19 protein-coding genes and 1 riboswitch are annotated in these 17,761 nt (G+C 68.5%); of the genes, 17 read left to right on the plus strand and 2 right to left on the minus strand.

The features are described from left to right. Positions 1-152: 152 nt before the first annotated feature. Positions 153-929: an SDR family NAD(P)-dependent oxidoreductase gene (locus tag PQB87_RS02100; RefSeq protein ID WP_059688381.1), complete on the minus strand. Its 777-nt coding sequence runs from the start codon at positions 927-929 to the stop codon at positions 153-155. Further along, positions 926-2,695 carry an ABC transporter ATP-binding protein/permease gene (locus PQB87_RS02105; RefSeq protein WP_489242508.1) on the minus strand — a complete coding sequence of 590 codons (1,770 nt, stop codon included), beginning with the start codon at positions 2,693-2,695 and terminating at the stop codon, positions 926-928. The genes PQB87_RS02100 and PQB87_RS02105 overlap by 4 nt, the downstream gene beginning before the upstream one ends. A 269-nt stretch (positions 2,696-2,964) precedes the next feature. After that, positions 2,965-3,088: riboswitch (TPP riboswitch) on the plus strand. 225 nt (positions 3,089-3,313) lie between these two features. Here PQB87_RS02105 and PQB87_RS02110 point away from each other — a divergent pair. From PQB87_RS02110 to hisC, 17 genes are all read left to right on the plus strand, one after another. Continuing rightward, positions 3,314-4,450: an FAD-dependent oxidoreductase gene (locus PQB87_RS02110; protein ID WP_489242509.1), complete on the plus strand. Its 1,137-nt coding sequence runs from the start codon at positions 3,314-3,316 to the stop codon at positions 4,448-4,450. 32 nt (positions 4,451-4,482) lie between these two features. Continuing rightward, on the plus strand, positions 4,483-4,680 hold the full coding sequence (gene thiS, locus PQB87_RS02115; RefSeq protein ID WP_011350713.1) for a sulfur carrier protein ThiS: 198 nt from the start codon (positions 4,483-4,485) through the stop codon (positions 4,678-4,680). A 38-nt stretch (positions 4,681-4,718) separates the two neighbouring features. Beyond that, positions 4,719-5,534 carry a thiazole synthase gene (locus PQB87_RS02120; RefSeq protein ID WP_059688384.1) on the plus strand — a complete coding sequence of 272 codons (816 nt, stop codon included), beginning with the start codon at positions 4,719-4,721 and terminating at the stop codon, positions 5,532-5,534. Continuing rightward, a complete protein-coding gene (thiE, locus tag PQB87_RS02125; protein WP_174415298.1) occupies positions 5,531-6,655 on the plus strand; it encodes a thiamine phosphate synthase in 1,125 nt (374 codons plus the stop codon). The genes PQB87_RS02120 and thiE overlap by 4 nt, the downstream gene beginning before the upstream one ends. Positions 6,656-6,739: 84 nt before the next feature. Then, on the plus strand, positions 6,740-7,561 hold the full coding sequence (locus PQB87_RS02130) for an ABC transporter ATP-binding protein (protein WP_006477138.1): 822 nt from the start codon (positions 6,740-6,742) through the stop codon (positions 7,559-7,561). Next, positions 7,558-8,325 (plus strand): lipid asymmetry maintenance ABC transporter permease subunit MlaE, encoded by a 768-nt coding sequence (gene mlaE / locus PQB87_RS02135; RefSeq protein ID WP_021164333.1) that lies wholly within the window; start codon positions 7,558-7,560, stop codon positions 8,323-8,325. The genes PQB87_RS02130 and mlaE overlap by 4 nt, the downstream gene beginning before the upstream one ends. 30 nt (positions 8,326-8,355) lie before the next feature. Beyond that, positions 8,356-8,919, plus strand: coding sequence for an outer membrane lipid asymmetry maintenance protein MlaD (gene mlaD, locus PQB87_RS02140; RefSeq protein WP_111943194.1), 564 nt, complete (start codon positions 8,356-8,358; stop codon positions 8,917-8,919). Between the two features lie 31 nt (positions 8,920-8,950). After that, positions 8,951-9,889, plus strand: a complete 939-nt coding sequence (locus PQB87_RS02145) for an MlaA family lipoprotein (protein WP_059688477.1) — start codon at positions 8,951-8,953, stop codon at positions 9,887-9,889. A 111-nt stretch (positions 9,890-10,000) separates the two neighbouring features. Then, entirely contained in the window at positions 10,001-10,630 is a 630-nt protein-coding gene (locus PQB87_RS02150; protein WP_059522369.1) for an MlaC/ttg2D family ABC transporter substrate-binding protein, read from the plus strand. Further along, on the plus strand, positions 10,627-10,902 hold the full coding sequence (locus PQB87_RS02155; protein ID WP_027788544.1) for an STAS domain-containing protein: 276 nt from the start codon (positions 10,627-10,629) through the stop codon (positions 10,900-10,902). Before PQB87_RS02150 ends, PQB87_RS02155 begins: the two co-directional genes overlap by 4 nt. A 192-nt stretch (positions 10,903-11,094) precedes the next feature. After that, positions 11,095-12,021 carry an ABC transporter ATP-binding protein gene (locus PQB87_RS02160; RefSeq protein WP_021161862.1) on the plus strand — a complete coding sequence of 309 codons (927 nt, stop codon included), beginning with the start codon at positions 11,095-11,097 and terminating at the stop codon, positions 12,019-12,021. Next, the gene (locus tag PQB87_RS02165; protein WP_226127385.1) at positions 12,018-12,845 is read left to right on the plus strand and encodes an ABC transporter permease; all 828 of its coding nucleotides are present in this window, start codon (positions 12,018-12,020) and stop codon (positions 12,843-12,845) included. Before PQB87_RS02160 ends, PQB87_RS02165 begins: the two co-directional genes overlap by 4 nt. Positions 12,846-12,901: 56 nt before the next feature. Beyond that, entirely contained in the window at positions 12,902-13,141 is a 240-nt protein-coding gene (locus PQB87_RS02170; RefSeq protein WP_006477131.1) for a BolA family protein, read from the plus strand. 101 nt (positions 13,142-13,242) lie between these two features. Continuing rightward, the gene (gene murA / locus PQB87_RS02175) at positions 13,243-14,505 is read left to right on the plus strand and encodes a UDP-N-acetylglucosamine 1-carboxyvinyltransferase (protein WP_489242828.1); all 1,263 of its coding nucleotides are present in this window, start codon (positions 13,243-13,245) and stop codon (positions 14,503-14,505) included. 8 nt (positions 14,506-14,513) lie between these two features. Next, a complete protein-coding gene (gene hisG, locus PQB87_RS02180) occupies positions 14,514-15,167 on the plus strand; it encodes an ATP phosphoribosyltransferase (protein WP_060060623.1) in 654 nt (217 codons plus the stop codon). A 24-nt stretch (positions 15,168-15,191) separates the two neighbouring features. Further along, a complete protein-coding gene (gene hisD, locus PQB87_RS02185) occupies positions 15,192-16,508 on the plus strand; it encodes a histidinol dehydrogenase (protein WP_059688387.1) in 1,317 nt (438 codons plus the stop codon). Positions 16,509-16,653: 145 nt separating this feature from the next. Then, on the plus strand, positions 16,654-17,727 hold the full coding sequence (gene hisC / locus PQB87_RS02190; RefSeq protein ID WP_021161857.1) for a histidinol-phosphate transaminase: 1,074 nt from the start codon (positions 16,654-16,656) through the stop codon (positions 17,725-17,727). Positions 17,728-17,761 lie beyond the last annotated feature (34 nt).

Consider the following 17,761-nt stretch of genomic DNA (forward strand, 5'->3'; position numbering starts at 1 on the left):
GAGCGCGATGGCGCGGCGGGCGGCGAGGGGGGGAGGGCGGCGTGCAACGGCGGGTGTTCCGCGAACGTGCGGGCGCCGATCGCGCTCGCGTGCCACGCCAACGTCGGTGGCAGCGACGTCCCGCGCGACCGCACGACGTACGGCCGCTCGATTCAGAGCGTCAGGCCGCCGTCGATGTGGACGATCTGCCCGGTGATCTGTCGCGCCGCATCCGACAGCAGGAACGCGATCAGCGCGGCGACGTCGTCGGGTTCGGCGATCCGGCCGAGCGGTGTCGCCTGTTCGGCCTGCGCCCATGCGTCGGCGTTGCCGGCGCTCGGCCCGTGGTCCTTGCGCGTGAAGCCCGGCGCGACCGCGTTGACGGTGATGCCGCGCGCGGCGAATTCGGCGGCGGCGGTGCGCACCAGCGATTCGAGCGCGGCCTTCGCGGCAGCGGTGGCCGCGAACGGCGCGTCGGCGCGGTAGCGGTGCGCGACGAACGAACTGACCGCGACGATCCGCGGCGCGGCCGACGCCTCGAGCAGCGGCCGCGCGCGGCCCGCGAGCGCGGAGAACGCGCCGGGCATCGCCGCGAAGGCGGACGCGAGCGCGTCCGTGGAAAGACCGGAAAAGGATTGCCGCGCGGCGAAGCCGGCGTTGGCGACGAGATGATCGAGCCCGCCGAAGCGCGTGGCGGCGGCATCGACGAGCGACGCGGCCACGCCGGGCTCGCCGAGATCGCCGGTGAGCGTGACGCACTCCGCGCCGGCCGCCGTGCACGCGCGGGCGACTTCGGCGAGCCGCACGCGTGCCGCTTCGTCCGCGCCGCGTGCATGCAGCGCCAGTGCGATGCCGGGCGCCGCGAGCCGCCGCGCGAGTGCCGCGCCGATCCCCGAGCCGGCGCCGGTGATCAGCGCGATCCGGGCGACGTGCGCGGCGCGTGGCCTCACGCGGCGACCTTGTCGCTGTCGTTCACGCGCTCGACGTTGATCGTGCCGACGTGGAACGCGGCCAGCGACTCGCGGTGCGCGATGCTGACGATCGCGGCCTTCGGCAGCCGTTCGGCGAACAGGTGGTACAGGCGCGCCTCGTTGTCGGCGTCGAGCGCGCTCGTCGCTTCGTCGAGGAACAGGAAGTCGGGCTTGTGCAGCAGCACGCGCGCGCCGGCAAGGCGCTGCTGTTCGCCCGGCGACAGCACGCGGGTCCAGTGCGCGGTCTCGTCGAGGCGCTCGGCATAATCGTCGAGGCGGCATGCGCGCAGCGCGTCGCGGCAGGCTTCGTCGCTGAACGCGTCGGCTGTCGCCGGATAGGTGAGCGCGGCCTTCAGCGTGCCGATCGGCAGATAGCTCGTTTGCGGCACGAACATCATCCGCGCGCCGACCGGCGCATCGATCGCGCCGTCGCCGAACGGCCAGAGCCCCGCGAGCGCGCGCATGAACGTGCTCTTGCCGGAACCCGACTTGCCGATCACGAGCCAGCGCGAGCCGGGCTCGATCGTAACGCTGCCGATGTTCGCGAGCGCATTGCCGTTCGGCAGCGCGAGCTTGAGCGACGACGTCGACAGCTTCGCGCCGTCGACGTAATGCAGGTTGATGCCGCCGTGCTCGGTCGCGGGCGACAGGCTTTCCTTCAGGTGCGACGTGCCCATCACGCGCTTGAATTCGCGCAGACGGTTGACGGTGGCGCGCCATTCGACGAGGGTCGAGTAACTGTTGATGAACCACGAGAACGAATCGCTGACGGTGCCGAACGCGGACGAGATCTGCATCAGCACGCCGAACGAGAACGCGCCCGCGAAATAGCGCGGTGCGGCGACGACGAGCGGGAAGATGATCGCGATCTGCCCGTAGAAGCTCAGCACGAACGTGAGCCGCTTCGTGTACTTCATCACGCGCCACCAGTTGTCGCGGATGCGCATGAAGAGGTTTTGCGCGTTGCCGGTCTCGGTCTTCTCGCCGTCGTAGAACGCGATCTGCTCGGCATTCTCGCGCACGCGGATCAGCCCGAAGCGGAAGTCGGCCTCGACGCGCTGCTGCTGGTAGTTGATCGACACGAGCGGGTGGCCGACCTTCTGGATGATCAGCGAGCCGACCACCGCGTACAGCGCCGCCGCCCACACCATGTAGCCGGGGATCGTGATCGGCGTCGCGCCGAGCGAGAGCGTCAGCGCGCCGGCGAGCGACCACAGGATCGTGATGAACGACACGAGCGTGACGACCGTCGACAGCAGGTCGAGCGACAGCGCGAGCGTGGTCGTCGAGAACGACTGAAGGTCGTCGGTGATCCGCTGGTCGGGGTTGTCGGCGAGACGGTCACGTTCGATCCGGTAGAACGCGCGATCGCCGAGCCACTGGCCGAGAAAACGGTCGGTGAGCCACTGGCGCCAGCGGAAGCCGAGCATCTGCCGCAGGTAGCGGCCGTACACGGCGAGGATGATGAACGCGAACGCGAGCGCGGAGAACTGCATCAGCAGGTTCGGGAAGTCGTGGACGTCCTTCGACTGCAGCGCGTTGTAGAACTCCGCGTTCCACTTGTTGAGCCGGACGTTGATCCAGACCACGCAGAGGTTGATCGCGATGATCGCGACCAGCAGGCCCCATGCGATTTTCCATTCGGACGATACCCAGTAGGGCTTGATGAGGCTCCATGCGGATACCGGGCGCTCGTCCTGCGGCGCGTCTGAGGCGGAGCGGACGGGATCGATCGATTGGGTCATGTGCTTCCTGATGAGTAGCCGGCGCGCGGGCCGGGCGAAGCCGGGCGCGCGCCGCGATACGGCATGCCGGGACGCGGCGCCGACTGACGGCGGGCGTCCGGATGGTCGCCCGCGCGCCTTAAACGGCACTTAAGGCCGGCGGTGACGCGGCAACCGGCCGCTCGCGCGGCCGGCCTGCGGGCATTGTGCCAGAGCGGCGCGGCACGACGGCGAATTTGCCGCAAGGGGGACAGTTTGCGGCGCTTTCCGCTTTTATGGTCTAATGGCCGACGACGAAACAGGGGTGCTTTGTAGCGCGGCCGGCGGATGTTCCGGGCAGCGCAATGAGGCTGAGAAAGACCCTTCGCACCCGATCCGGGTAATACCGGCGAGGGAAGTTTCTGATCCCGCCGGGTCGCGCTGGCTGCCATCCCACATGGTCAGCGCCCGAGTCCCGCCCGGCCGGCCTTTGCTGCCGGTTTCGTCCTTTTGGGTACGCGCATTGCGCGTTACGGAAGGAATGATGACCGCACAATCTTCAGTCTTTTGCATGGTTCCCGGCCCGATGTCGCGTGCGTTCGCATGCGGCGGCGCGTGCGCGTCGACGTTCGTCGGGCGCGCCCGCGCGGAGGGGGCGCGATGAACGTCCGGGACACCCACCCCGATTTCGCGGTGCTCGGCGGCGGCCTCGTCGGCCGCCTGATCGCATGGCGGCTCGCAGGCGACGGCCATCGCGTCGCGCTTTACGAGCGCGGCGGCCCGGACGGCGAGCAGTCGGCCGCGTGGATTGCGGCCGCCATGCTCGCACCGCTCGCGGAAGCGGCGAGCGCGGAGCTGCTGATCACCGAGCTCGGCGCCGCGTCGCTCGCGCGCTGGCCGCAGTGGCTCGCTGAACTGCCCGAACCCGTCTTCTTCCAGCATCACGGCACGCTCGTCGTCTGGCATCACGCGGACCGCGCGGAGGCGCCGCTGTTCGAGCGGCGCGTGCGCGCGAACGCGCCGGCCGGCCTGTTCGACAACGGTTTCGTGACCCTCGCCGGCGCGCAGGTCGACGCGGCCGAGCCGGTGCTCGCGGGCCGCTTCGCGCGCGGCCTGCTGCTGCCGAACGAAGGCCAGCTCGACAATCGCCAGGCGCTGCGCGCGCTCGCGGCCGGCCTCGCCGAGCGCGGCGTCGACCTGCACTGGCACGTCACGATCGACGATGCGAACCTGCCCGCCGCGCATTTCACGATCGATTGCCGCGGGCTCGGCGCGAAACCCGCGCTGCCCGCGTTGCGCGGCATCCGCGGCGAAGTCGCGCGCGTGCACGCGCCCGGCATCGGGCTCACCCGGCCCGTGCGGCTGCTGCATCCGCGCTACCCGCTCTACATCGCACCGAAGCAGGACGATCTCTACGTGATCGGCGCGACCGAGGTGGAGGGCGAGGACATGTCGCCCGTCAGCGTGCGCTCCGCGCTCGAACTGCTGAGCGCGGCGTTCTCCGTGCATCCGGCGTTCGGCGAGGCGCGCATCCTGGAACTCAATGCGCAGTGCCGGCCGACGCTGCCCGATCATCGCCCGGCGGTGATCTGGGATGGTGCGTCGACGCTCGCCGTCAACGGCCTGTACCGGCACGGCTTCATGATCGCGCCGGAAGTCGCGCATGCGGCCGTCGCGCTTGCCGAAGCCGCGCTCGGCGGCGCGTTCGGCGATCCCGACGCGTTCGCCGCGTGGCGCGGCGCCGAGCGCTGGCCGACGCTCCTTCATCACCGCAACGACGCGCGCCAGCCGGCCTGACGCGCACCGCCGACCGAATTCGACGAAGCCTCATGGACATCCAGATCAACCAACAGAACCTGACGTTGCCCGACGGCGCAACGGTGGCCGACGCGCTCGCCGCGTACGGCGCGCGTCCGCCGTACGCGGTCGCGCTGAACGGCAACTTCGTCGCGCGCACGCAGCATGCGGCGCGCGCACTCGCGGCGGGCGACAAGCTCGACGTCGTGCACCCGGTCGCGGGCGGCTGAGCGCCGCCGGTTCGTCCCCGCTCTTTCAGGAAAACGACATGACGTCCCTCACCTCCGCCGACGCGCTGACGCTGTACGGCGAAACCTTCGCAAGCCGCGTGCTGATCGGCACGTCGCGCTATCCGTCGCTGCAGTCGCTGTCCGATTCGATCGACGCGTCGCGCCCCGGGATGGTGACGGTCGCGCTGCGCCGCCAGATGACGGGCGGCACGGCCGAAGCCGGCTTCTTCGACCTGCTCAAGCGCCACGCGGTGCCGCTCTTGCCGAACACGGCCGGCTGCCAGACCGTCGCCGAAGCCGTGACGACCGCGCACATGGCGCGCGAGGTCTTCGGCACCGACTGGATCAAGCTCGAGCTGATCGGCGACGACTACACGCTGCAGCCCGACCCGGTCGGCCTGATCGAGGCGGCCGCGCAACTGGTCAAGGACGGTTTCAAGGTGCTGCCGTATTGCACCGAGGATCTCGTGATCGGCCGGCGCCTGCTCGACGCCGGCTGCGAGGCGCTGATGCCGTGGGGCGCGCCGATCGGCACCGGCAAGGGCGTCGTGAACCCGTACGGGCTGCGCGTGCTGCGCGAGCGCCTGCCGGACGTGCCGCTGATCGTCGACGCGGGGCTCGGCGTGCCGTCGCACGCGTGCCAGGTGATGGAATGGGGCTTCGACGGCGTGTTGCTGAACACCGCCGTGTCGCAGGCCACGCACCCGGAGATCATGGCGCGTGCGTTCGCGCAGGGCGTCGAGGCCGGCCGTGCCGCGTATCTCGCCGGGCCGATGGACGCGCGCGAGACCGCGCACGCCAGCACGCCGGTCGTCGGGATGCCGTTCTGGCACCAGGACGGGGGCGGCGCATGAGCGTGCGTTTCGCCGATGCATTCTGGCCGCCGGCCGACGAACTGGCCGAAGCGGCCGAACGGATTCGCGCCCGGCTGGGCGACTGGCCGGGCGTCGCCGCGCCGTGGCGGCTTTGCGTCGCGGTGCCCGATGCGCCGGCCGAGGGCGACGTGCTGATCGTATCGGCCGGCGACCGCGCCGCGCAGGCACGCGCGTCGGCCGCGTCGCGGCCCGCGGCGCCGGGCGCGGTCGCGATCGAATTCGACGAGCAGGGGGCGGTGCTGCACACGGCGGGCGCGCGCTACGCGCTCGACGCCGCGCACCCGCTCGCGGACGACTGGATTGCCGCGCTCGCCGCGTTCCTCGACTGCGGTTTTGCGCCGGTCGACGCGCTGGTGCTGGCGCTGGCCTGGCGCGACGGCGACGAAACGCGCGCCGCCGATGCGTGGCCGGTCGACGCCGCGCGGTTCCCGCGTGTCGCCGGGCTGCCGGCCGCGCCGGAACCCGCGTTCGCGCCGTGCCCCGCGCAGCTCGGCCTCTATCCGGTCGTGCCGGACGCCGAATGGGTCGAGCGCGTGCTCGATTGCGGTGTGCGGACCGTGCAACTGCGCGTGAAAGGCGCGACGCCGGACACGTTGCGGCGGGAAATCGCACGCGCGGTCGCGGCCGGGCGCCGCCATCCCGATGCGCGCGTGTTCATCAACGATCACTGGCAGATCGCCGTGGAAGAGGGGGCGTACGGCGTTCATCTGGGCCAGGAAGACCTCGAAACGGCCGATCTGGCCGCGATCGCGCGCGCTGGCCTGCGGCTCGGACTTTCGAGCCACGGTTATTACGAAATGTTGCGCGCATTGCACGAGCGCCCGAGCTACCTCGCGCTCGGCCCCGTGTACGCGACCGCGACCAAGGCCGTCGCGGCGCCGCCGCAGGGCCTGGCGCGGATTGCCCGCTATGCGCGCTTCGCCGGGGCGCGGGCGCCGCTCGTCGCGATCGGCGGGGTGGGGCTCGACGCGCTGCCGGCCGTGCTGGCGACGGGTGTCGGCAGTGTCGCGGTGGTCAGTGCGGTGACGGGCGCGGCCGACTATCGGGCTGCCGTTGTTGCGTTGCAGCAATGTTTTCCCGGACAATTTGACAATCATTGACCGCAGGGCCCGGAACGGCGTCACGACATCATTCCAATGCAGGCCCTATAATTCGGCGTTCTGCGTAAAAGGACTGTCAGCTCCGTGAGCCCCACTCCTACCGAGACCCTGCTGGAACTTCGCGACGTCGACTTTGGCTACGGCGACCGCCTCGTCCTGTCCAACCTGAACCTGCGCTTCGGGCGTGGGCAGGTCGTCGCGGTTATGGGCGGGTCGGGTTGCGGCAAGACGACCGTGCTGCGCCTGATCGGCGGCCTCGTGCGTGCGCGCCGAGGCCAGGTGCTGTTCGACGGCGCCGATGTCGGCGCGCAAACGCGCGACGGCCTGTATGCGCTGCGCCGCAAGATGGGCATGCTGTTCCAGTTCGGCGCGTTGTTCACCGACATGTCGGTGTTCGAGAACGTCGCGTTCGCGCTGCGCGAGCATACCGACCTGCCCGAAGACCTGATCCGCGACCTCGTGCTGATGAAGCTCAACGCGGTCGGGCTGCGCGGTGCGCGCGACCTGATGCCGTCCGAGGTGTCGGGCGGGATGGCGCGCCGCATCGCGCTGGCACGCGCGATCGCGCTCGATCCGCAGCTCATCATGTACGACGAGCCGTTCGCCGGCCTCGATCCGATCTCGCTCGGCATCACCGCGAACCTGATCCGCACGCTGAACCAGGCGCTGGGTGCCACGTCGATCCTCGTCACGCACGACGTGCCGGAATCGTTCGCGATCGCCGACTACGTGTATTTCCTGGCCAACGGCGGCGTGCTCGCGCAGGGTACGCCCGACGAGCTGCGCGCGTCGACCGACCCGAGCGTGCGGCAGTTCATCGACGGCGCGCCGGACGGCCCGTTCAAATTTCATTACACGAGCCCGCCGCTGGCGGCGGATTTCGGGCTCGGCGGAGGGCGCGCATGATCAGCGCGATCGGACGTTACGTCATCGGCGGCCTCGAGCGCGCGGGCTACGGCACGCGGCTGTTCGTGCGCCTCGTGCTGGAATTCTTCCCGCTGCTGCGCCGGCCGCGGCTGGTCACGAAGCAGATCCACTTCCTCGGCAACTATTCGTTCGTGATCATTGCCGTGTCGGGGCTGTTCGTCGGCTTCGTGCTCGGCCTGCAGGGGTACTACACGCTGAACCGCTACGGTTCCGAGCAGGCGCTCGGCCTGCTGGTCGCGCTGTCGCTCGTGCGCGAGCTCGGGCCGGTCGTCACCGCGCTGCTGTTCGCGGGCCGCGCGGGCACGTCGCTCACGGCCGAGATCGGTCTGATGAAAGCCGGCGAGCAGCTCACCGCGCTCGAGATGATGGCGGTGGACCCGATCAAGAACGTGATCGCGCCGCGCCTGTGGGCGGGCATCATCGCGATGCCGCTCCTGGCCGCGATCTTCAACGCGGTCGGCGTGCTCGGCGGTTACTTCGTCGGTGTCGTGCTGATCGGCGTCGATCCGGGTGCGTTCTGGTCGCAGATGCAGGGCGGGGTCCAGGTCTGGGCCGACGTCGGCAACGGCGTGATCAAGAGCATCGTGTTCGGGTTCGCCGTGACCTTCATTGCACTGTTTCAAGGGTATGAAGCGAAGCCCACGCCCGAGGGCGTGTCGCGCGCGACGACCAAGACGGTCGTGTTCGCGTCGCTCGCCGTACTCGGCCTCGATTTCCTGCTGACCGCGCTGATGTTCAGCTAAGCCTCAGCCAAGCCAAATTTTGGGATGACGATGAAAAAGACTGCTCTCGACTTCTGGGTCGGCCTGTTCGTGGTGGTGGGCTTCCTTGCGGTGCTGTTCCTGGCCCTGAAGGTCGGCAACATGAGCTCGTTCTCGTTTCAGCCGACCTACTCGGTGAAGATGAAATTCGACAATATCGGCGGGCTGAAGCCGCGCGCGGCCGTGAAGAGCGCGGGCGTCGTGGTCGGCCGCGTGAAGACGATCGGTTTCGACACGAACACGTACCAGGCGCTTGTCACGATCGATGTCGACGGCCAGTATCAGTTCCCGAAGGATTCGTCGGCGAAGATCCTGACGTCGGGCCTGCTCGGCGAGCAATATATCGGCCTCGATCCGGGCGGCGACACCGAAATGCTGAAGTCGGGCGATACGATCACGATGACGCAATCGGCGATCGTGCTCGAGAACCTGATCGGCCAGTTCCTTTACAGCAAGGCAGCCGATGCGGGCGGTGCGAAGCCGGCAGCCGGCGCGCCGGCCGCGCCTGCACCGGTGGCGGTGCCGGCGTCGGCGGTGTCCGCTGCGCCCGCCGCGTCCGGTTCCGCGGCCCAATAACCACACGAGAGAATAGAAGAGGGTAATGACCATGCAGACGATCCGCATCAGGCACGCCGCGCTGGCGGTAGCGGCAGTCGCCGCGTTGAGCGGCTGCGCGACCGTGCAGACGCCGACCAAGGGCGATCCGCTCGAAGGCTTCAACCGGACGATGTACAAGTTCAACGACACGGTCGATACGTATGCGCTGAAGCCGGTCGCGAAGGGCTACCAGTACGTGGTGCCGCAGCCGGTGCGCGACAGCGTGACGAACTTCTTCTCGAACATCGGCGACGTCTACATCGCGGCGAACAACATCGTGCAGCTGCGGATCGCGGACGGCGTCGGCGACATCATGCGCGTCGTGATCAACACGGTGTTCGGCGTCGGCGGCCTGTTCGACGTCGCGACGATCGCGAAGCTGCCGAAGCACACGGCCGACTTCGGGATCACGATGGGCCGCTACGGCATGCCGTCGGGCCCGTATCTGGTGCTGCCGCTGCTCGGCCCGAGCACGCTGCGCGACACGGCCGGCCTGGGCGTCGACTACGTCGGCAACCCGCTCACCTACGTGAAGCCGGATGGCCTGAGCTGGGGCCTGTTCGGCGTCAACCTCGTCAACACGCGTTCGAACCTGCTCGGCGCGGGCGACGTGCTGGATGCCGCGGCACTCGACAAGTATTCGTTCGTGCGTAACGCGTACCTGCAGCGCCGCCAGATGCTGATCAGCAACGCGCGCGGCGAGGCGGCCGCGACGTCGAGCAACGACGCGCTGCCGAAGTACGACCTGCCGGACGACGGCGCGGCACCGGCGGCAGCCGGCGCGGCCGGTACGGCGGGCGCGGCAGCGGTGGGCGGCGCGACGGCGCCGGCAGGTGCATCGGGCGCGGCCGAATCGCCGAACCCGGCCAGCGAGACGAACGTGCCGCCGATGCAGGTGGCGCCGCCGTCGCCGGGCGGGTTCCGCTTCCCGAGCATTCGTCTGCACTGACGGATTTACATTCGTTACAGCCGGAAACGATTCAGTCGGTAGCGTGCGCGAACTTGCGCGTAAGCTACCTGCTCCAACCTTCGCATCGACTTATTCATGCAGGTCACTATGATGAAAAAACTGTTCCTGATCCCCGTTTTCGCGGCGCTGTTCTCGTTCGGCAGCGCAGCCCACGCGCAAGTCGACCAGTCGAACCCGCAGGCGCTGATCAAGACGGCGACGCAGCAGGTGCTCGACGAAGTCAAGCAGCAGACGATCAAGCAGGGCGACACCAACCGCATCATCACGATCGTCAACAAGGACATCCTGCCGTACACCGATTTCCGCCGCACCACGCAGCTCGCGATGGGCCGCAACTGGCGCACGGCGACGGCCGAACAGCAGCAGCAGGTTCAGGAGCAGTTCAAGCTGCTGCTGATCCGCACGTATTCGGGCGCGCTGGCGCAACTGAAGCCGGACCAGCAGATCCAGTACCCGCCGTTCCGCGCCGATCCGGCCGATACCGACGTCGTGGTCAAGACGGTCGCGATGAACAACGGCCAGCCGGTCCAGATCGACTATCGCCTGTACAAGACGGCGAACGGCTGGAAGGTGTATGACCTGAACGTGCTCGGCGCATGGCTGATCCAGACGTACCAGCAGCAGTTCAACGAGAAGATCCAGCAAAGCGGCGTGGACGGCCTGATCCAGTTCCTCACGCAGCGCAACCAGCAACTTGCCGCCGGCAAGCAAGCGTCGTGAGCGGTTTCGAAGCCGGCTCCTCGCTGACCGTCGCGAGCGCGAAGTCCGCGCTCGCGGACGGTCTTGCGCGCATCGGCGCGGGCGCGACCGCCGTCGATTGCGCGGCGCTGACGCAGTTCGACTCGTCCGCGCTCGCCGTGCTGCTCGCATGGCAACGTGCCGCCAAAGCGCGCGGCGCGACCCTCGACATCCTCAATCTCCCCCCGAAGCTCGCCAGCCTCGCGCGCGCCTACGGCGTCGACGCGCTCATCGAAGGCACCGGGCGACATTGACCCTGTCCGACCGGAGCCTGCCGCGCCAGCCGGCGCGCGCACGCTTCAGGCCGCGTGCCTCCGGCACCGGCTCCACCAGCCGGTTTGCCCTATAATCAAGCGTTTTGCGGGGCAGCCAATCGGCGTCCGGCCCCCATTTTTATTCGCAGCAAGCACAGAATAGGCGTCGCGGCCCTTGCGCCGCGCACAGTCATGTCAGCCATAGAAATCCGTCACGTCAAGAAGCGCTACAAATCGCTTCAGGCGCTCAAGGGCGTCAGCCTGTCGGTCGAGGAAGGCGAGTTTTTCGGTCTGCTCGGCCCCAACGGCGCAGGCAAGACCACACTCATCAGTATCCTCGCCGGGCTCGCCCGGGCCGACGAAGGCAGTATCTCGGTGCGCGGTCACGACGTCGTCAAGGACTTCCGTGGCGCGCGCCGCGCGCTCGGTGTCGTGCCGCAGGAACTCGTGTTCGACCCGTTCTTCACCGTCCGCGAGACGCTGCGGATCCAGTCCGGCTATTTCGGGCTGCGCCGCAACGACGACTGGATCGATGAAGTGATGGCCAATCTCGACCTCACCGAGAAAGCCGACGCGAACATGCGCGCGCTGTCCGGCGGGATGAAGCGCCGCGTGCTGGTCGCGCAGGCGCTCGTGCACCGGCCGCCCGTGATCGTGCTCGACGAGCCGACCGCCGGCGTCGACGTCGAGCTGCGCCAGACGCTGTGGAAATTCATCTCGCGCCTGAACCGCGAAGGTCACACGATCGTGCTGACCACCCACTACCTCGAGGAAGCCGAGTCGCTGTGCGACCGCATCGCGATGCTGCGCCGTGGCGAAGTCGTCGCGCTCGACCGCACCGACGCGCTGCTGCGCCGCTTCGCGGGGCTGCAGCTGTACCTGCGGCTGGCAACGGGCGCGCTGCCCACCGAGCTGCGCGGGCTGGAGACCGATCCGGCCGCGCGCGCGCCGGGCGAGCACCTGCTGCGCCTGACGAGCTACGACGATGTCGAGCGGATCCTCGCGCAATGCCGCGCGGCGGGCTGCACATTCGACGAGATCGAGGTCCGCAAGGCCGACCTCGAAGACGTGTTCGTCCAGGTGATGAACGGGGCCGAGGTGATCGAGGGACTGGCATGAATCAACAACCCCCACGCGAACTGCGTTCCCTCCAAACTCCTGAGCCGGGCGCTATCGGGCGAGTGTCGGGTAGCGGGTTTCAAACGCTGTTCTACAAGGAGCTGCTGCGTTTCTGGAAGGTGTCGTTCCAGACGGTGCTCGCGCCGATCGTGACGGCGCTGCTGTACCTGACGATCTTCGGCCACGCGCTGTCGGGCCGCGTCGAGGTCTATCCGGGCGTCGAGTACGTGAGTTTTCTCGTACCGGGCCTCGTGATGATGAGCGTGTTGCAGAACGCGTTCGCGAACAGCTCGTCGTCGCTGATCCAGTCGAAGATCACCGGCAATCTCGTGTTCGTGCTGCTGCCGCCGCTGTCGTACCGCGACATCTTCGGCGCGTACGTGCTCGCGTCCGTGGTGCGCGGCCTCGCGGTCGGCACGGGCGTGTTCGTCGTGACGATCTGGTTTATCCCGATGCATTTCGCGGCGCCGCTGTTCATCATTGCGTTCGCGCTGCTCGGCTCGGCGATCCTCGGCACGCTCGGCCTGATCGCCGGGATCTGGGCCGAGAAGTTCGACCAGCTCGCCGCGTTCCAGAACTTCCTGATCATGCCGCTGACGTTCCTGTCCGGCGTGTTCTATTCGACGCACTCGCTGCCGCCCGTGTGGCGCGAGATCTCGCGTCTCAATCCGTTTTTCTACATGATCGACGGCTTCCGTTTCGGGTTCTTCGGCGCGTCCGACATCAACCCGTTCGCGAGCCTCGCGATCGTCACCGGTTTCTTCGTGCTGCTCGCGCTGATCGCGATGCGGCTGCTCGCGACCGGCTACAAACTGCGTCATTGATATCGACAGGCAGCGGCCGCCATCCAGGCGGCGCGCGCCGACAGGAGCCTTACACCATGTTGCCGACTCCCGAACAGGTCAAGCAATACATCGCCGGCGGTCTCGCCTGCACGCATCTGGAAGTCGAAGGCGACGGCCAGCATTTCTTCGCGACGATCGTGTCGGCGGCCTTCGAAGGCAAGCGTCCGATCCAGCGGCACCAGCTCGTCTATGCGGCGCTCGGCGATCGCATGAAGCAGGAAATTCACGCGCTCAGCATGAAGACGCTGACGCCCGCCGAATGGCAGAACGCATAACCGGAACTCACTGAGTGCAAGTCACCGTCAACGAGCGCGACGCCGTCCAGAGCGTCGCCACGGCACACCCGGCCGCCAACGGGGAATCGCATGGCCATGGGATGGACAAGCTCGTGATCGAAGGCGGACACCGCCTGTCGGGCGAGATCGTCGTGTCGGGCGCGAAGAATGCCGCGCTGCCGATCCTGTGCGCGGGGCTGCTCACCGCCGATCCGGTCGACCTCGACAACGTGCCGAATCTCAAGGACGTGCGCACCACGCTGAAGGTGCTGAACCAGATGGGCGTGAAGAGCGAGACCGACGGCTGCCGCGTGCAGCTCGACGCGTCGCGCGTCGACAACCTCGTGGCGCCGTACGAGCTCGTCAAGACGATGCGCGCGTCGATCCTCGTGCTCGGGCCGCTGCTCGCACGCTTCGGCGAGGCGAAGGTGTCGCTGCCGGGCGGCTGCGCGATCGGCGCGCGGCCGGTCGACCAGCACATCAAGGGCCTGCAGGCGATGGGCGCCGAGATCAGCATCGAGCACGGTTTCATCGAAGCGCGCGCGAAGCGGCTGAAGGGCGCGCGCATCGTGACCGACATGATCACGGTGACGGGCACCGAGAACCTGCTGATGGCCGCGACGCTGGCAGACGGCGAGACGGTGATCGAAAACGCGGCGCGCGAGCCGGAAGTGAGCGATCTCGCACACTTGCTGGTCGCGATGGGCGCGAAAATCGCCGGCATCGGCACCGATCGCCTCGTGATCCAGGGCGTCGAGCGGCTGCACGGCGCGCGCCATTCGGTGATCCCCGACCGCATCGAGGCCGGCACGTTCCTGTGCGCGGTCGCGGCGGCGGGCGGCGACGTGATGCTGACGGGCGTGCGCCCGCACATCCTCGACGCGGTGATCGACAAGCTGCGCGAAGCCGGCGTGTCGATCGAGGAAGGCGACAGCTGGCTGCGCGTGAAGATGGATCGCCGGCCGTCGGCGGTCACGATCCGCACGTCGGAATACCCGGCGTTCCCGACCGACATGCAGGCGCAGTTCATGGCCCTCAATACGGTCGCGACGGGCACCGCGCAGGTCGTCGAAACCATTTTCGAGAACCGCTTCATGCACGTGCAGGAGTTGAACCGGCTCGGCGCGAACATCACGATCGACGGCAACACCGCGCTCGTGACGGGCGTCGAGAAGCTGTCGGGCGCGAACGTGATGGCGACCGACCTGCGTGCGTCGGCGAGCCTCGTGATCGCCGGGCTGCGTGCCGACGGCGAAACGCTCGTCGACCGCATCTATCACCTGGACCGCGGCTACGACCGCATGGAAGCCAAACTGACCGCCGTCGGCGCGAACGTGCGCCGCCTTTCCGGGAGCCAAGCATGACCGCGCCGCTGACCCCGCCGTTGACCCTTGCGTTGTCGAAGGGCCGGATTTTCGAGGAAACCCTGCCGCTGCTCGCCGCCGCCGGCGTGCAGGTGACGGAGGATCCGGAAACGTCGCGCAAGCTGATCCTGCCGACGACGAACCCGGACCTGCGCGTGATCATCGTGCGCGCGAGCGACGTGCCGACCTATGTCGAATACGGCGCGGCCGATTTCGGCGTGGCCGGCAAGGACGTGCTGGTCGAGCACGGCGGTTCGGGCCTGTACCAGCCGATCGACCTGAACATTGCGCGCTGCCGGATGTCGGTGGCCGTATCGGCCGGCTTCGATTACGCGAACGCCGTGCGCCAGGGTGCGCGGCTGCGCGTCGCGACGAAGTACGTCGAAACGGCGCGCGAACACTTTGCCGCGAAGGGCGTGCACGTCGACCTGATCAAGCTGTACGGCTCGATGGAGCTCGCGCCGCTGGTGGGGCTGGCCGACGCGATCGTCGACCTCGTCAGCTCGGGCGGCACGCTGAAGGCGAACAATCTGGTCGAGGTCGAGGAGATCATGGCGATCTCGTCGCGCCTCGTCGTGAACCAGGCTGCGCTGAAGTTGAAGCGCACGGCACTCAAGCCGATCCTCGACGCGTTCGAACGCGCGTCGCAGAATGGCGGTTGAGCGCATCACCGTAACGGAACTCCCATGTCCATCACCATTCGCAAGCTCGATTCGACGAGCGAAGGCTTCGGCGCCGAGCTGCGCGCGCTGCTCGCATTCGAGGCAAGCGAAGACGCGGCGATCGAGCAATCGGTCGCGCAGATCCTCGCCGACGTGAAGTCGCGCGGCGACGCCGCGGTGCTCGAGTACACGAACCGCTTCGACCGGCTGAGCGCGAACAGCGTCGCCGCGCTGGAGCTGCCGCAGGACGCGCTGCAGACGGCGCTCGACGGCCTCGCGCCGAAGGCGCGCGCGGCGCTGGAAGCGGCGGCTGCGCGGGTGCGCGCGTACCACGAGAAGCAGAAGATCGAGTGCGGCACGCATAGCTGGCAGTACACGGAAGCGGACGGCACGGTGCTCGGCCAGAAAATCACGCCGCTCGACCGCGTCGGCCTGTACGTGCCGGGCGGCAAGGCCGCGTATCCGTCGTCGGTGCTGATGAACGCGATTCCCGCGCGCGTTGCGGGCGTCGGCGAGATCGTGATGGTCGTGCCGACGCCGGACGGCGTGAAGAACGACCTCGTGCTCGCCGCGGCGCTGCTCGGCGGCGTCGATCGCGTGTTCACGATCGGCGGCGCGCAGGCGGTCGGCGCGCTCGCGTACGGCACGGCGACGGTGCCGGCCGTCGACAAGATCTGCGGCCCCGGCAACGCGTACGTCGCGTCGGCGAAGCGCCGCGTGTTCGGCACGGTCGGCATCGACATGATCGCCGGGCCGTCGGAAATCCTCGTGCTGTGCGACGGCACGACCGACCCGAACTGGGTCGCGATGGATCTCTTCTCGCAGGCCGAGCACGACGAGCTCGCGCAGTCGATCCTGCTGTGTCCGGACAGTGCGTTCCTCGATCGCGTCGAGAAGGCGATCAACGAGCTGCTGCCGTCGATGCCGCGCCAGGACGTGATCCGCGCGTCGCTCGAAGGCCGCGGCGCGCTGATCAAGGTGCGCGACATGGCCGAAGCCTGCCGGATCGCGAACGACATCGCACCCGAGCACCTGGAAATTTCCGCGCTGGAGCCGCAGCAGTGGGGCCAGCAGATCCGCCATGCGGGCGCGATCTTCCTCGGCCGCTACACGAGCGAGAGCCTCGGCGACTACTGCGCGGGCCCGAACCACGTGCTGCCGACGTCGCGCACCGCGCGTTTCTCGTCGCCGCTCGGCGTGTACGACTTCATCAAGCGCTCGAGCCTGATCGAGGTGAGCGCCGAAGGCGCGCAGACGCTCGGCGAGATCGCATCCGAACTCGCTTACGGCGAGGGGCTGCAGGCGCATGCGAAGAGCGCCGAATTCCGGATGAAGAACTGAGCGCACGCAGCGCGGGGCCGGGGCAGGCGCGGATGTGCCGCCCGGCTCGCACCCCGAAGGCCGGGGCTGGAGACACCTGTGCAGGGCGGCGGCCTCCGCCTTGCCGATCATTTGACGCCGGCGCGACGCACGCCGGCTTGAGATCATGACGACGCCACAAGACATCATTCGCCGCGACGTGCTCGCGATGACGAGCTATCCGGTGCCGGACGCGAGCGGGTTCGTGAAGCTCGACGCGATGGAGAACCCGTACCCGCTGCCCGAACCGCTCGCCGCGGCGCTCGGCGAGCGTCTCGCGCAGGTCGCGCTGAACCGCTACCCGGCGCCGCGCCCGGCCGCGCTGATCGACAAGCTGCGCCACGCGATGGGCGTGCCGGCCGCCTGCGACGTGCTGCTCGGCAACGGCTCGGACGAAATCATCAGCATGATGTCGGTGGCGTGCGCGAAGCCGGGCGCGAAGGTGCTCGCGCCGGTGCCGGGCTTCGTGATGTACGAACTGTCCGCCAAGCTCGCGCAGCTCGAATTCGTCGGCGTGCCGCTGAAGGCCGACCTGACGCTCGACGTCGACGCGATGCTCGCGGCGATCGCCGAGCATCGTCCGGCGCTCGTCTATCTCGCCTATCCGAACAACCCGACCGGCACGCTGTACGACGATGCCGACATCGAACGGATCGTCGCGGCCGCGCGGCACAGCCTGATCGTGATCGACGAGGCGTACCAGCCGTTCGCCGGGCGCTCGTGGCTGCCGCGCGCCGCCGAATTCGACAACGTCGTCGTGATGCGCACGGTGTCGAAGCTCGGCCTCGCGGGCATCCGCCTCGGTTATCTGGTCGGTTCGCCCGCATGGCTGACCGAATTCGACAAGGTGCGCCCGCCGTACAACATCAACGTGCTGACCCAGGCGACCGCCGATTTCCTGCTCGACCACCTCGGCGTGCTCGACGCGCAGGCGGCCGATCTGCGGGCGGAACGCGCGCGTCTCGCGCAGGCCGTGGCCGCGCTGCCGGGCGCGACGGTGTTCCCGAGCGCCGGCAATTTCCTGCTGGTGCGGGTGCCGGACGCGGCCGCCGTGTTCGACGCGCTGCTCACCGAGCGGGTTTTGGTCAAAAACGTGAGTAAAATGCATCCGTTGCTGGCTGAATGCGTGCGGCTCACCGTCGGTTCTCCCGACGAAAACGCGCGCCTGCTGGCCGCTTTGAAACTCGCGCTGCCCGGTTGAGCCTGCGGGCGCCGCGGCGCGAAACGATCAATCC

Source organism: Burkholderia sp. KL41, assembly GCF_057005415.2.